Annotated in this window: 13 protein-coding genes; 2 read left to right on the top strand and 11 right to left on the bottom strand. The window is 60.6% G+C overall.

The window, feature by feature from the left end; all coding sequences use genetic code 11:
* Window positions 1–187 precede the first annotated feature (187 nt).
* The gene (locus BLU75_RS04330) at window positions 188–949 is read right to left on the bottom strand and encodes an SDR family oxidoreductase (protein WP_084381113.1); all 762 of its coding nucleotides are present in this window, start codon (window positions 947–949) and stop codon (window positions 188–190) included.
* Between the two features lie 225 nt (window positions 950–1,174).
* Between BLU75_RS04330 and BLU75_RS04325 the strand changes: the two genes are divergently transcribed.
* Window positions 1,175–2,182 (top strand): NADP-dependent oxidoreductase, encoded by a 1,008-nt coding sequence (locus tag BLU75_RS04325; protein ID WP_084381114.1) that lies wholly within the window; start codon window positions 1,175–1,177, stop codon window positions 2,180–2,182.
* Between the two features lie 35 nt (window positions 2,183–2,217).
* On the opposite strand, the gene pyrF is transcribed toward BLU75_RS04325, so the two are convergent.
* From pyrF to BLU75_RS04275, 10 genes are all read right to left on the bottom strand, one after another.
* Window positions 2,218–2,916, bottom strand: a complete 699-nt coding sequence (gene pyrF, locus BLU75_RS04320) for an orotidine-5'-phosphate decarboxylase (RefSeq protein WP_084381115.1) — start codon at window positions 2,914–2,916, stop codon at window positions 2,218–2,220.
* Between the two features lie 135 nt (window positions 2,917–3,051).
* Window positions 3,052–4,119: an AI-2E family transporter gene (locus BLU75_RS04315; RefSeq protein WP_084381116.1), complete on the bottom strand. Its 1,068-nt coding sequence runs from the start codon at window positions 4,117–4,119 to the stop codon at window positions 3,052–3,054.
* A 70-nt stretch (window positions 4,120–4,189) separates the two neighbouring features.
* Window positions 4,190–5,008, bottom strand: a complete 819-nt coding sequence (locus tag BLU75_RS04310; RefSeq protein WP_084381117.1) for a DUF4892 domain-containing protein — start codon at window positions 5,006–5,008, stop codon at window positions 4,190–4,192.
* A 102-nt stretch (window positions 5,009–5,110) separates the two neighbouring features.
* Window positions 5,111–5,965, bottom strand: coding sequence for an alpha/beta hydrolase (locus tag BLU75_RS04305; protein ID WP_084381118.1), 855 nt, complete (start codon window positions 5,963–5,965; stop codon window positions 5,111–5,113).
* On the bottom strand, window positions 5,962–6,765 hold the full coding sequence (locus BLU75_RS04300) for an alpha/beta fold hydrolase (protein WP_084381119.1): 804 nt from the start codon (window positions 6,763–6,765) through the stop codon (window positions 5,962–5,964). Before BLU75_RS04300 ends, BLU75_RS04305 begins: the two co-directional genes overlap by 4 nt.
* A gap of 97 nt (window positions 6,766–6,862) precedes the next feature.
* Window positions 6,863–7,306 carry a hotdog fold thioesterase gene (locus BLU75_RS04295; protein WP_084381120.1) on the bottom strand — a complete coding sequence of 148 codons (444 nt, stop codon included), beginning with the start codon at window positions 7,304–7,306 and terminating at the stop codon, window positions 6,863–6,865.
* Between the two features lie 30 nt (window positions 7,307–7,336).
* Entirely contained in the window at window positions 7,337–9,004 is a 1,668-nt protein-coding gene (locus BLU75_RS04290) for an AMP-binding protein (protein WP_084381121.1), read from the bottom strand.
* Between the two features lie 104 nt (window positions 9,005–9,108).
* Window positions 9,109–9,558 carry a phosphohistidine phosphatase SixA gene (gene sixA, locus BLU75_RS04285; RefSeq protein ID WP_084381122.1) on the bottom strand — a complete coding sequence of 150 codons (450 nt, stop codon included), beginning with the start codon at window positions 9,556–9,558 and terminating at the stop codon, window positions 9,109–9,111.
* Window positions 9,555–9,902: a DUF4389 domain-containing protein gene (locus BLU75_RS04280; RefSeq protein WP_084381123.1), complete on the bottom strand. Its 348-nt coding sequence runs from the start codon at window positions 9,900–9,902 to the stop codon at window positions 9,555–9,557. The genes sixA and BLU75_RS04280 overlap by 4 nt, the downstream gene beginning before the upstream one ends.
* Window positions 9,903–9,912: 10 nt before the next feature.
* Window positions 9,913–10,938 (bottom strand): NAD(P)H-dependent glycerol-3-phosphate dehydrogenase, encoded by a 1,026-nt coding sequence (locus BLU75_RS04275; protein WP_084381124.1) that lies wholly within the window; start codon window positions 10,936–10,938, stop codon window positions 9,913–9,915.
* Window positions 10,939–11,134: 196 nt separating this feature from the next.
* On the opposite strand from BLU75_RS04275, the gene BLU75_RS04270 reads away from it, so the two are divergent.
* Window positions 11,135–13,255, top strand: a complete 2,121-nt coding sequence (locus BLU75_RS04270) for a TonB-dependent receptor plug domain-containing protein (protein ID WP_084381125.1) — start codon at window positions 11,135–11,137, stop codon at window positions 13,253–13,255.
* Window positions 13,256–13,275: the final 20 nt, after the last annotated feature.

Genomic DNA, 13,275 nt, shown 5'->3' with positions numbered 1-13,275 from the left:
GTTTGTCATTTAACCCAAACCAGTTAAGCACAGAAGGTCCACCACACTTCGTCCATAAGTTTATTAAAGCTTTGATTTTACTGGGTTATTTACCTATTGAAACATAATGGATCGAGGCATCTAGCCATCGCCGGAAAAGTCTCACAGCGCTCCAAAGGTCTTTCTGAATACCCCACGGCATCAGGTCCTAAATGGCCGTCGCGCCGCCATCTACGGCCAGTGCGTGACCGGTGGTGAATGCCGCACCATCGCTGCACAAGTAAAGGACCGCGCTGGCGATTTCCTCGACCTTACCGATACGCCCTACCGGGTGCATGGCGGCTGCAAACTCGGCTTTACGCGGGTCGGCTTCATAGGCGCGACGAAACATGTCTGTGTCGATCACCGCCGGGCAAACGGCATTGACGCGGATTTTCTTTTTCGCGTACTCAATCGCCGCCGACTTGGTCAGACCAATCACTGCATGCTTGGAGGCGGCATAAATACTCATTTTTGGCGCCGCACCCAACCCAGCGACCGAGGCAGTGTTGACGATGGCGCCACCGCCTTGGGCCAACAGCAACGGCAGTTGGTGTTTCATGCACAACCACACGCCCTTGACGTTGACGCCCATGATGGCGTCGAACTCGTCCAGGGTACCCTCCGCCAGCCGGCCTTTTTCGATCTCGATGCCCGCATTGTTGAAGGCGTAGTCCAGCCGGCCATACGCAACGATCACCTGTTGCATCAGGTGCTGCACATCCGCTTCCTCGGTGACATTACAGCGCACAAAAACCGCTTCACCACCTGCTGCATAGATCAGTTCAACCGTGCCCTCGCCGCCCGCCACATCCAGGTCTGCGACCACTACCTTCAAACCTTCGGCAGCGAATGCCAGTGCCGTAGCACGGCCAATGCCTGCGGCTGCACCCGTCACCAGGGCGACCTGACCGGAAAACGTCATACTCATGCTTCTGTCCTTGGGTATCGATTCGTCGGCCCAGCATAGCCAGTGCCCACGCCTGTACGTCAGCACTATCAGAAGGCCGGTTAAGGATCCATGAGTGACAGTGATAAGTCCTCAGGCCGCACTATCAATCCAGCCTATCGACGGGCATTCGCACCCATCGGGCAAGCTTGCCTCTCCTAACGGGAGGGTCTATCACTCTAGGCTCATTTATCCAGAGTCTCTGCCATGACTGCCCAGACCAATCGCCAATTTCTACTCGCCACACGCCCGGTCGGCGCGGCCACGCGGGATACCTTCACTTATCAGGAACTCCCGCTGGGTACCCTTCAGGAGGGTCAGATCCTGGTACGCAACGAGTACTTGTCCCTGGATCCCGCCATGCGTGGCTGGATGAACGAAGGCAAGTCCTACATTCCGCCAGTGGCTATCGGCGAAGTCATGCGGGCGCTCGGCGTTGGGCAGGTCATTGCATCAAATAACCCGAAGTTCAGCGTGGGCGATTACGTCAACGGCGCGCTGGGTGTACAGGACTATTTTCTCGGCGAACCTCGCGGTTTCTATAAGGTCGATCCGACGCTCGCACCGCTGCCGGTGTATCTGTCGGCCCTGGGCATGACCGGCATGACAGCCTATTTCGCCCTGCTCGACACCGGGGCACCCAAAGCCGGAGAAACCGTGGTAATTTCCGGTGCGGCGGGTGCGGTGGGCAGCATCGCCGGGCAGATTGCCAAAATCAAAGGCTGTCGTGTAGTGGGCATTGCCGGTGGGGCCGACAAATGCAGATTCCTGGTGGATGAACTGGGTTTTGACGCGGCCATCGATTACAAGCACGAAGACGTGGCGGCAGGCCTTAAACGTGAGTGCCCAAAAGGCGTGGACGTGTATTTCGATAACGTCGGCGGCGATATTCTCGACGCCGTACTCAGCCGCCTGGCCATGAAAGCGCGGGTGGTGATCTGCGGTGCTATCAGCCAGTACAACAACAAGGAAGCCGTGAAAGGGCCGTCCAACTATCTGTCATTGCTGGTCAACCGGGCGCGCATGGAAGGGTTCGTAGTGATGGACCACGCGGCGAACTTTGCCGCAGCCGGGCAGGAAATGGCCGGCTGGATGGCGCAGGGCAAGCTCAAGAGCAAGGAGGATATTGTCGAAGGCCTGGAGACGTTCCCGGAGACGCTGATGAAACTGTTCAACGGCGAGAACTTTGGCAAGTTGGTGCTGAAAGTCAGCTAAGCCTGTGGGGGCCGGTAAACCGGCCCCACAACAGATCAGGCGATCTCGGCCACGACGGCCGCCAAGGCCTTGGCTGGATCAGCCGCCTGGCTGATCGGGCGACCGATAACCAGATAATCGGAGCCCGCATCCAGCGCCTGGCGAGGCGTCAGAATTCGACGCTGATCATCCTGGGCGCTACCCGCCGGACGAATCCCCGGTGTCACCAACTGCAGCGACGGGTGGGCGCTTTTCAACGCCTGGGCTTCCAGTGCCGAACAGACCAGCCCATCCAGGCCGGCCTTCTGTGCCAAAGCTGCCAGACGCAACACTTGTTCCTGTGGTTCGATATCCAGGCCGATCCCGGCCAGGTCTTCACGTTCCATGCTGGTCAGCACGGTCACGCCGATCAGCAATGGCTTGGGACCGCCGCGTTGTTCCAGCACTTCACGGCAGGCCGTCATCATGCGCAAGCCGCCTGAGCAATGCACATTGACCATCCACACACCCATCTCCGCTGCGGCTTTGACCGCCATTGCCGTGGTGTTGGGGATGTCGTGGAATTTCAGGTCGAGGAACACCTCGAAGCCTTTGTCACGCAGGGTGCCGACAATTTCCGCGGCGCAACTGGTGAAGAGTTCCTTACCGACCTTGACCCGGCAAAACTTGGGGTCCAACTGGTCAGCCAGCTTCAGCGCGGCGTCACGGGTAGGGTAATCCAGGGCGACGATGATAGGAGTCTGGCAGACGGGCATTGGTATGGGCTCTCAGGCAAGTCGAAATCGGCGCGGATTGTAGCGCAAGCCGCGCCTTTGCGGGGCCCGATGATCGGTAAATCCTCCTTCGCAGACACTCAGCTTAGCCGAGCGTCGCTGTAGGAGAGAAAACCTCTACCCTACCTCATCTTTCCGCAGTGCCTGAGCCTGAGTCTGACTGGCACTCCAATCCGTCAACAGGCTGTAAGCCACCGCCAGCAACGTCGGCCCGATAAACAGCCCGATAAAGCCAAACGCAATCAATCCGCCAAACACCCCAAGCAACACAATCACCAACGGCAAGTTACCGCCACGGCTGATCAAGTACGGCTTGAGCACGTTATCCACGCCGCTGATGATGAAAGTCCCCCACACCCCCAGGAACACCGCATAGGTGTAATCGCCCTGCCACGCCAACCAGGCCGTGGCCGGGATCCACACCAGCGGCGGTCCCATGGGAATCAGGCTCAGCAGGAAAGTCACAATCCCCAGCACCAGCGCCCCCGGCACGCCGGCGATCAGGAAGCCGATCAATGCCAGTAGCGCCTGGGCCGCCGCTGTACCGATCACGCCGTTGACCACCCGCTGCACGGTACCGGCGACCAGTTCGATGTAGTATCCGGCGCGGTCGCCAATCAAACGCTCCAGCAACCGGTGGACGAACATCGCCAGGCGCGGCCCGTCCCGGTAGAAAAAGAACACGAACACCAGGCTCAGGGTCAGTTCCAGGATCCCGCCGCCAATCTGTGCGCTGCGGGCCAGCAGCCAGTTGCCGACCTGCCCCAGATACGGCTTGAGCGTGGCCATCAAGGCCGCGCCCTGCTGATCAATGCTGTCCCACATACCGACCAGCCGCTCGCCGATAAAAGGAAAGGAACCCAGCCAGGTGGGCGCCTCAGGAAAGCCATCGACCTGGATATTCTTGATCAGCGCCACGGCGTCGCGCACATGGTCCGCGAGGTTGAAACCCAGCCACACCAACGGCACCGCCACCAACAGCATCCAGCCCAACGTCAGGACTCCCGCCGCCAGGGATTCACGGCCACCCAGCGTGCGGGTCAGCAGACGCATCAACGGCCAACTGGCAAACGCCAGCACCGCGCCCCAGAACAGCGCCGACCAGAACGGCGCCATCACCCAAAAGCTGGCACCAAACAGCACCAGGAGCAGGATCTGCACCAGCAGGCGATCGTTGTTGAGCATGTAGTTTCTCGAAAAAAGTTGTCAGGACGTGAGTTTAGGCGAACGGCACCGATCCGTTCGCCCTGACCGGTCAGCGGATTACTTGCAGGTGCAGGCCCTTGGTCTCGGCAGTCCCGGTTTCCAGGCGCGCCTCACGCACGCCCTTCCCCACCAAGCCCTTGCGCCAGGCCTCGGCATCTGCCCCGCTCACACTGACCCTCAAGCTGGTATCCAGGTTCAATCCTCGAGAGATCAAGGTCAGCCAGACAGGATCGGGCTCGCCACTCAGTTCCGGAAAATCCAGCGTGTCGGTACTTTTTAACACACGCAGCAATGTCGCCGAGGTCGGTCGCACGTCCGCCAATGGCGTGCTCGCATCCAGTTGCTCGACATGCAGATAAGCCCGGCGATTACCACGAGTAATCCCGTACAGCGCCACCAACGAGTTATCCTGCGGTGCGGCGAGGCGTGACAGGAGGAACTCCTGCTGGACATCTGCGCCCACCAGCTTGGCGTTGCCCAGCACGTCATTGGCCCACAGGCTGCTTTCGCCGCAGTCACGTGCCTTGCACCAGAACAACAATTGCGCGCCCTGCTTTTGCAGCGCTTCACGCGCGGCCTTGAAGGCGTCGCTGGAGCTGTGTTCGGCGGGCAGTTCGTAGGTAAGTCCTGTGACCGGGCCACGAGCGGTGGCCTGGCCGTCGTAACGCAATTTTCCGCTGATCTTGCGGATCGCCCCCATGGGGTAAATGCGTTCCTTGTTTTCGGCCGGACGGTAATCGACGATTTTGGCATCGATCGGGCGCTCCACGGCCTCTAGATCCTGGCTTCCCGGCACGTCGGCGGCGAACACCAAGGGGCTCAAACAGCACAGCCCCAGAGTACGGATAACGTCTTTCGGCCTACTCATCGGATGGGCGCGCCTTGGCCGTTGGATGCCTTCAAGGTGTTCAGATTGCTCATGGTTGACTCCCTTTCAATCCGCCCAGCCTCGGCAGTTGACCGCATCAAGTCAAGGCGCGGTGAAGAACCGATTGAAACAGTCTGCAACAAGAGTAGCGCCCGACTCGTCGTTAAGGTGCAAATGATGGCCACCAGGAAGCCTTGTGACCGAGAAAGGCAGCTGAGAAAGCAATTCAGAATGTTTCGCCAACATGCCGTCTTCCGCGACCACCAATTGTGCCGGGCAGGTGACCCGTCGTACGAAAGCCATGGCCTGTTCTTCTGTCAGACGTATCGGCGAGGCCAGGGTCAAACGACTGTCACTACGCCAGGTATAACCGCCGGGCACCGGCATCAGACCCCGCTGGGCCAGCAGTTCAGCAGCTTCACGACTGACCGCCACCACCCCTTTCATCCGTGCCTGGACGGCACGGTCAAGGGTGCCGTACACCGGTTTGCGTTTATCTTGCAGACTCATTTGCGCCTGCAACGCCATGCCCAAGCGCTCGGCGGCGTTCTCGCCGGTGGCGGTCGGAGGGATCACACCATCGATCAACCCCAGGTGCGTCACACGCTCAGGCAAGGCACCGGCCAGCACCAGCGAGACAATCGCGCCGAGTGAATGGCCAAGTAATGCAAAACGTTTCAACCCCAGCTGTTCAGCGACTTGCAGTACATCGTGGACATAATCCCACAGGGCATAACCCGCTCCAGCGGGACGATGGGCCGAGTGCCCGTGGCCGGCCATGTCCAGGGCGATAATACGCACGCCGTGCAGTTTCGGCGCCAGCCGCGCGAAGCTGTTGGCATTGTCCAGCCAGCCATGCAGGGCGATCACCGGCAAGCCAGACTCGGGCCCGAACAGATGGGCGGCCAATTCAATGTGCGGCAGGCTGAGACGCACTTCTTCGACGGGACTGGTCATGCGCAACTACGCTCACGCGCTTCCCAGCGGCTGAACAGGCGCTTGATCAACGTCGCGGTGTCTTGCGGGCGCTCAAGGGGAAACATGTGGCCGCCGGGCATGGTCAGCATTTCGCCCATGGGCAGACGCGCGACGCCGCTGGCGTGGTGACGCATCACCACCCGGCTCTGTCGGCCACGCACCACCGCCAGCGGCACTTTCAATTGTCGGGCATGACCGGGACTGATGTGCGGTACGCCGCGATAGATGCTGATTTCGGTCGCCGGGTCAAAACGCAGGCGCAGACGGTCGCCGACCTGTTGCAAGCCATGTTGCAGGTAGGCTTCAAGGCAGTCCGGATCAAAGCCACGAAACAGCGTTTTGGCGGAAAAGTAGTGGCGTGCGGCGTCCATGTCGATGAACTCTTCACGCCGCCCCAAGGTACGACCGGCGGGCGTCAGGCGATCGATGAAACCAAAGCGCTTGGCGGCGCGAATCACCCAGCGGTCAGCCAGCGTCAGCAGCGGGGAGTCGAGCATGACGACCCCGCGATACAGCTGCGGACAACGCAAGGCCGCGTGCAAATGCAACACGCCGCCCAATGAGTGACCGACGCCCCATACCGGCGCGGGCTGCTGTTCAAGGTGGTGAATCAGTTCATCCACCAGGTTCTGCCAGTTGTCATCCACCGGAAACCGCGGATCGTGACCATGCAGCGGCAGATGCGCCACCGCATATTCGGGGGCGAGCGCATCGAATAACTTGCCGTAGGTCGCCGAGGGAAACCCATTGGCGTGCGTGAAAAACACCTGTTGCGACATAACCTGTCCATCATCAAAGGCAGAAGTGGATTGTCCCCACACCTGGCCGCCACAGCAATGACTGTAACTGCCAGGAATGATGACACTCACGCCACGCCTATCGCGCCGGCGGCTGTTCACCCAACGGCACCACCGCCATGGTCAGGCGCGATATGCAGCTGGCCTTGCCTTCGTCGCTGGTCAGGCGAATGTCCCAGACATGCGTCGTGCGCCCGATATGGACCGGCCTGGCCGTCGCCGCCACACGCCCGGAACGCAAGCCCCGCAAATGGTTGGCGTTGATTTCGAGGCCCACACAATAGAATTTGCTGGCGTCGATGCACAGGTAGCTGGCCATGGAACCGACGGTTTCCGCCAATACCACCGAGGCGCCGCCATGTAACAAGCCGTAAGGCTGATGCGTGCGGTGGTCGATGACCATGCTGGCTGTCAGCGACTCGCCGTCAAACGCTTCAAAACGAATATCCAGCACCTCGCCAATGGTGTTTTTCTGCAGGGCATTCAATTGCTCGATATTGGGAACGGTACGCCACACGCTCATTGCAGTGTCCTTATTGATTTCATCGGGTGCTCAATCCTGCCACAGCACAGCTTCGGCGCGCTCGCTCCAGGCTTGAAAGCGGGGACCATAGTTGGATTCGATCACATTGCGCTTGATCTTCAACGTCGGGGTCAGGAAGCCGTTTTCCACTGCCCAACTGTCCTTCACCACCACCAATTGGCGCAAGCGCTCATGTTTGTCCAGCGCTTGATTGACCTCCTCCAGCAAGCGCTCCAGACTGCCGTGCAATGCCGGACGAGCGGCACCGTCGGCTTCTTGCATCCCTACCGCGGAAAGCACACACAGGGCCATCGGGGCGCTCAAGCCGTCACCGACCACGCACACCTGCTCGATACGAGCGTGTTCCGCCAAACGATTTTCGATGGGGGCCGGCGCAACATACTTGCCCTTGCTGGTCTTGAATATTTCCTTGATACGTCCGGTCAGCCGCAGGCGGCCATCGGCATCCTGCTCGCCCTTGTCGCCGGTACGCAGGAAGCCATCTGCGGTAATCGCCTCAGCGGTTTTCTGCGGATCCTTGAAGTAGCCAAGCATGGTCGCACCGCTGCGCACCTGGACTTCGCCGGACGGGTCAATGCGAACCTCAACCTGCGGACACGGCAGGCCGATCCAGCCGATGGTCTGTTGGCCAGGCCGACACACATGGGAGTAGCCGCAGTTTTCCGTCATGCCGTACACCTCCAGCACATCCAGGCCCAGGCGCAGATACCAGCGCACTAGCGCTTCGGGTACCGGTGCCGCTCCGCAAAGGGCCACGCGCACTGCATCCAGCCCCAACCCTGCAAGTACTTTGTGTCCGACACGTTTGCCGATGAATGGCAGGCGCAATAAGGTGTCCAGGCGTTTTTCCGGGATTTTGCCGTAGACCCCCATCTGGAACCTGGTCCAGATCCGCGGCACGCCAAACAACGCGGTCGGTCGTGCCCGTTGCAGGTCGGTGAGGAAGGTGTCGAGACTTTCGGCAAAAAACACGGTTTGCCCGGTGTAGATCGAGGCCATTTCGACAAACATTCGTTCGGCTACATGGCACAGCGGCAAGTAGGACAATAGCCGATCACCTTCGCCCAGCCCGAACAGCTCCGTGCCACGCGTGGCCGCGAACGCCAGGGCGCCAAAGCTGTGCATCACGCCTTTGGGCAGGCCGGTGGTGCCCGAGGTGTAGATGATGGTCGCGAGGTCCGAAGCGGCGGGCGCGGGGTCGTCCTGGATCGGGGAGCAGGCTTGCACCTCGGCCCAGGTGAAGTCGAACCGCCCTTCTGGACACAGTGGCAGGCTGACGGTTGGCAATCCGGTTTTTACTCCAGGCGCCATGGCCGGCCAATCGTCGAGTTTGCCGACGAACACCAAAGCCGCCTCGGAATGCTCCAACACGCGGGCCACCGACTCGGCGGTGAGATTGGGATACAGCGGCACGGAAACATGCCCGGCCATCCAGATCGCCAGATCGGCGATGATCCAATGGGCGCAGTTCTTCGAGATCAGGGCAATGTGCGAGCCTTGGGGCAGTTCCTGCGCCCGCAACCAATGGGCGGCACAGCGGACCTGGTGACCGACGTCGCCCCATGTCAGGGTTTGCACCAAACCGCCGGCCATCGGTTGCACCAGAAATCGCTGGCGCGGGTGCCGCGCTTCACGCTCGAAGAAAACCTGCAACGGCAAACGAAAAGCGACAGACATGGGACGCGCTCCTGTGCGTGCTGAGGATAGCCAACCAAGCACTTGCTCGGGTGAATATATAGCACACGTCACTGAAGCCTCACCCACAGTTACTACGGGAGTGGTTAGGGGTTCTTGACGTGGTTGAGGTGCATCAACCCCGCCAACGGAAAATCCCCTTCCAACTCCGCCAGGCTGGCGGTGTGCATCGGTTGCGGCTGGCGCTGATGGCCATGCTGCAAAAAGCTGATCAAGCTACCCACTAACGGCTGATGGCTGACCAGCAGCACATTGTCATCGGTGTCGAGCTTCTCCAGCACCTGCAACGGATTTCCGTCAGGTGTCAACCACGGCACCGTGCGAATCTCCGGCTCGAACCCCAACACCTCGCGCACCAGTTGCGCGGTCTGCTGGGCCCGCACATAAGGGCTGGCGATGATCGCACTGATCGGTTGGCCAATCAGCTCGGCGGCGCTGCGCAACACTTCAGCGCGGCCATGCTCGGTGAGATTGCGCTCGGCGTCCGTGCGGGCATGCCCCTCGGCCTCACCGTGGCGCAACACCCAGACTTTCATAGCTTCGGCTCTTCATCACGCGCCGGATGCGGCGCGGCTGGCACGCTGTGCGCGGCTTCACCTTCCGGCGCACGCGGGGTTGGCCAGTCCGCGAAAGGCCAGGGTTTCTGTTCGCTGTGGAAGCTGCCGAAGCGACCAATCTGCGCCAGGAACTGGCTAAGGCTGTCGCCAAAGTTCATCAGCCCCAGATTCGGTGCGGCATAAATCAGGCGGTAAATCAGTTGCACCACCACCAATGCGCCGAGCATAAACTGCGCCACCTGCCACACCAGGACAAACACCAGCATCCACAGGACGCGCAGGAGAATGGATTCATATTTGGGTGCTGCTTTCGGATCGTTCATCGCGCGTTCCTCAATTGAAACCACTGGTGGAGATAAAATCGACATCGGTTTTCGGCTCGGCCCGCATCAAGACCTCGATGACCTGATTCAAGGTGCGCCCTTCAAACAGAATCGCATGCAGACCGGCGACCAACGGCATATACACGCCCACTTCCAGGGCCTTGGCCTTGAGCACTTTCAGCGTATTGACGCCCTCGGCCACTTCTCCCAGGCGAGTGACGGCGTCTTCCAGACTCAAGCCCTGGCCCAGGGCAAAGCCGACCTGATAGTTGCGGCTTTTCGGCGACGAGCAGGTGACGATCAGATCGCCCACGCCCGCCAAGCCGAGGAAGGTCATCGGGTTAGCGCCCTGGTTGACGGCGAAGCGGGTCATTTCCGCCAAGGCCCGGGTGATCAACATGCTCTTGGTGTTTTCCCCCATGCCCAGCGCCACAGCCATCCCGGCGATGATCGCGTAGACGTTTTTCAGCGCCCCGCCCAGCTCCACGCCAAAACGGTCGGCACTGGCGTAGACGCGAAAAGTGCGACCGTGCAGCACGGCCTGGACCTGCTCGCACAGCGCTTCGTCTTCACTGGCCACCACCGTGGCGGTCAAGGCGTGCTCGGCCACTTCGCGCGCCAGATTCGGCCCCGAGAGCACGCCGATGCGCGCCAACGGAGCGATCTCCTGGAGAATTTCGCTCATCAGTTTGAACGTCTGGGCCTCGATGCCTTTGGTCAGGCTGACCAGCAACTTGCCCGCCAGGCGCTCGGCGTGGGGCGCCAGCACCGAACGCAGGGCGCTGGACGGCAATGCGACAAAGCACAAGTCGCACGCCTCCAGGGTGGCCCGCAAATCAGTGACCGGCGAGACCGCCGCGTGAACCTTGATGCCTTTGAGGTAACGCGGGTTTTCCCGGTTGACCCGAATGGCCTCGGCCTGTTCGGGATCACGCATCCACTGACGCACCTGATGGCCGTTTTCAGCCAGCAGGTTAGCCACGGCGGTACCAAAACTTCCGCCTCCCAGGACCGCAATTGGGCGCTGCTCAGTCATATGCAATCCGTTAATCCATACCAGTGGCGATGGCGGCATTATACGGGCCGACCTGACGGCGGCCAGCCCCCGTGTGATTTCCCACGTTTTGTCGGAAAATGGCCGACCAGGCCACAGCAATTACGCGCTTACCGACTGGCAAAAGCGCGTACCTCAGTTAACATGGGCGGCTATCCGCAATTATCAAGGCCGAACCGTGTATTGGGGCCCTCCTCCTCGCTCATCCCTGTTGCTGGCGCTGCTGGCCAGTAACCCGTTGCTGGCCGATGATCTGTTCCTCGACAGCCAGCCGCTGCCGCAAGTCCTGACGGCGACCCGACTCAAGCAGTCGGCCGCCGCCGTGCCCGGTAGCATGACGGTGATCGACAGCGAACTGATCAAGGCCAGCGGTGCACGGGACATTGCCGAACTGCTGCGGCTGGTGCCGGGGATGATGGTCGGTTACACCACGGGAAACCAGGCCGCCGTCAACTATCACGGCACCAGTGCCAGCGAAGCCCGGCGCATGCAAGTGCTGATCGACGGACGCTCGGTGTACCGCGCTGGGCTGGCGACCGTGGACTGGAGCGACATTCCGGTCGCCATGGAAGATATCGAGCGCATCGAGGTGTTTCGCGGCCCCAATACCGTCAGCTACGGCGCCAATGCCCTGATGGCCGTGGTCAACATCCTCACGCGCTCGCCCGCCAACAGCCTAGGCACACGGATGAAAATCACCCGCGGCGAACGCGGAACCAACGACTGGTATGCCAGCCAGGGCCTGGGCTGGGACACCGGCAATTTGCGCCTGTCGTTTTCCGGGCAACAGGATGACGGCTTTGACAGCGACCGTTTCGGTGCCGACTACCGTGACGGCCGGCGTCTTAGCCGTTTCAGCCTGGCGGTCAGCCAGACGCTCAATCAGCAACAGAGCGTCGACTGGCAACTGAGCGCCAAGGAAGGGACTAACCAACGACCTTATACCTACAAACCGGTGTTCGACGGGATTACCGACAGCGGGACTGATTCCGATGTCAGCGCCAAGGACTACGCCGCCTCCCTGCGCTGGAATTTCGATTTCAATCCGGAGCACAGCCTGTATATCCAGGGCTCGGCCCAGCAATGGGATCGACGACAGGTCTGGAAAGCCTGTGATGCCAAGGTCTCGTTCAGCCCCGAATTGACCCGACTCTGGCAGCTCAACCCTAACTATGCCGAGCGTCTGGCGCGGCATATGCAGCGTTATGAAAACGGCACCCCACCATCGGGCTCCGCCGCCGAGCAGGCGCTGGCACAGCAGGTCTTGCAACAATGGAATAACGGGGGCAAAGAGAGCGTCTGCGGCAACATCGACCAGAGCACCAAGGAAAGTCGCTACGACCTGGAAGTGCAGGACACGCTGAGCCTGTCCGACAGCCTGCGCCTGGTCAGCGGCATGAACTACCGCTATGACCGCGCCGATTCGGAAACCTATTTCAATGGCACCCTGGACGACACCACCTGGCGCCTGTTCGGCCATCTGGAATGGCGGGCCAGCGAACACTGGCTGTTACAGGGCGGTGCCATGTACGAGCACACCCACCTGAGCGGCAACTCGCTCACGCCGAGGGTTGCAGTCAACTACCTGATCAATCCGCGCCACGGCCTGCGGGCGGTGTATTCCGAGGCCATCCGTTCGCCGGACATGTTCGAGAACAACGTCAATTGGAGTTACCGGGTTACCCAACTCAGCTCCCCGGTCTACGGGCAGACTTCCGGCCAGTATTTCGTCAAGACCCGCGGCCCGGGCAACCTCGACAAGGAGCTGATGCGCTCTCGAGAACTGGGTTACAACGGCTTTTTTGCCGATTTCGGGCTGAATCTCGACGTCAAGCTGTTCTATGACGAGATCACCGGCATGATCAGCGAGCCGCTGCGCAATAACCAGTACATTGCCAGCAACAGCAACCGCTCGCGCTTCATCGGCACCGAAACCCAACTGGACTGGCACCTGAGTACGGCTGACCGGTTGCGCGTGACTTATGCCTATGTCGACGCCAGCGCCAGTAACCCGCTGGACCAGCAGCAAACGGCGCGCAACAGTGGCTCGGCGGGCTGGTTGCGTGAATGGGGTCACGGCTGGTCCAGTGCGCTGTTCTATTATGGCAACGACGCACTCAACCAATACCGTTTTGAACGGGTCGACCTGCGCATTGCCAAGCGCATCCCCGTGGGCAAGGCCAATCTGGAGTTGGCCGGCATGCTGCAGCAGCGGCTCGATCACCAACCCACCACCTGGCCCGACAACAACTACGACCAGCGCCATGTGCTCTACTTCAGTGCGGAGTTAGAGTTCTGATATGAACCCTGCTCAGTCAC

Origin of the sequence: Pseudomonas mucidolens, assembly GCF_900106045.1 — a bacterium.
Taxonomy (GTDB): Bacteria; Pseudomonadota; Gammaproteobacteria; order Pseudomonadales; family Pseudomonadaceae; genus Aquipseudomonas; species Aquipseudomonas mucidolens.
The sequence above is the reverse complement of the archived record's forward strand: the minus strand, read 5'-3'. Positions and strand labels throughout refer to the sequence as shown.

Coding starts and splice junctions, on each gene's coding strand:
- BLU75_RS04330 (WP_084381113.1), bottom strand. CDS start 949: ATGAGTATGACGTTTTCCGGTCAGGTCGCCCTGGTGACGGGTGCAGCC.
- BLU75_RS04325 (WP_084381114.1), top strand. CDS start 1,175: ATGACTGCCCAGACCAATCGCCAATTTCTACTCGCCACACGCCCGGTC.
- pyrF (WP_084381115.1), bottom strand. CDS start 2,916: ATGCCCGTCTGCCAGACTCCTATCATCGTCGCCCTGGATTACCCTACC.
- BLU75_RS04315 (WP_084381116.1), bottom strand. CDS start 4,119: ATGCTCAACAACGATCGCCTGCTGGTGCAGATCCTGCTCCTGGTGCTG.
- BLU75_RS04310 (WP_084381117.1), bottom strand. CDS start 5,008: ATGAGTAGGCCGAAAGACGTTATCCGTACTCTGGGGCTGTGCTGTTTG.
- BLU75_RS04305 (WP_084381118.1), bottom strand. CDS start 5,965: ATGACCAGTCCCGTCGAAGAAGTGCGTCTCAGCCTGCCGCACATTGAA.
- BLU75_RS04300 (WP_084381119.1), bottom strand. CDS start 6,765: ATGTCGCAACAGGTGTTTTTCACGCACGCCAATGGGTTTCCCTCGGCG.
- BLU75_RS04295 (WP_084381120.1), bottom strand. CDS start 7,306: ATGAGCGTGTGGCGTACCGTTCCCAATATCGAGCAATTGAATGCCCTG.
- BLU75_RS04290 (WP_084381121.1), bottom strand. CDS start 9,004: ATGTCTGTCGCTTTTCGTTTGCCGTTGCAGGTTTTCTTCGAGCGTGAA.
- sixA (WP_084381122.1), bottom strand. CDS start 9,558: ATGAAAGTCTGGGTGTTGCGCCACGGTGAGGCCGAGGGGCATGCCCGC.
- BLU75_RS04280 (WP_084381123.1), bottom strand. CDS start 9,902: ATGAACGATCCGAAAGCAGCACCCAAATATGAATCCATTCTCCTGCGC.
- BLU75_RS04275 (WP_084381124.1), bottom strand. CDS start 10,938: ATGACTGAGCAGCGCCCAATTGCGGTCCTGGGAGGCGGAAGTTTTGGT.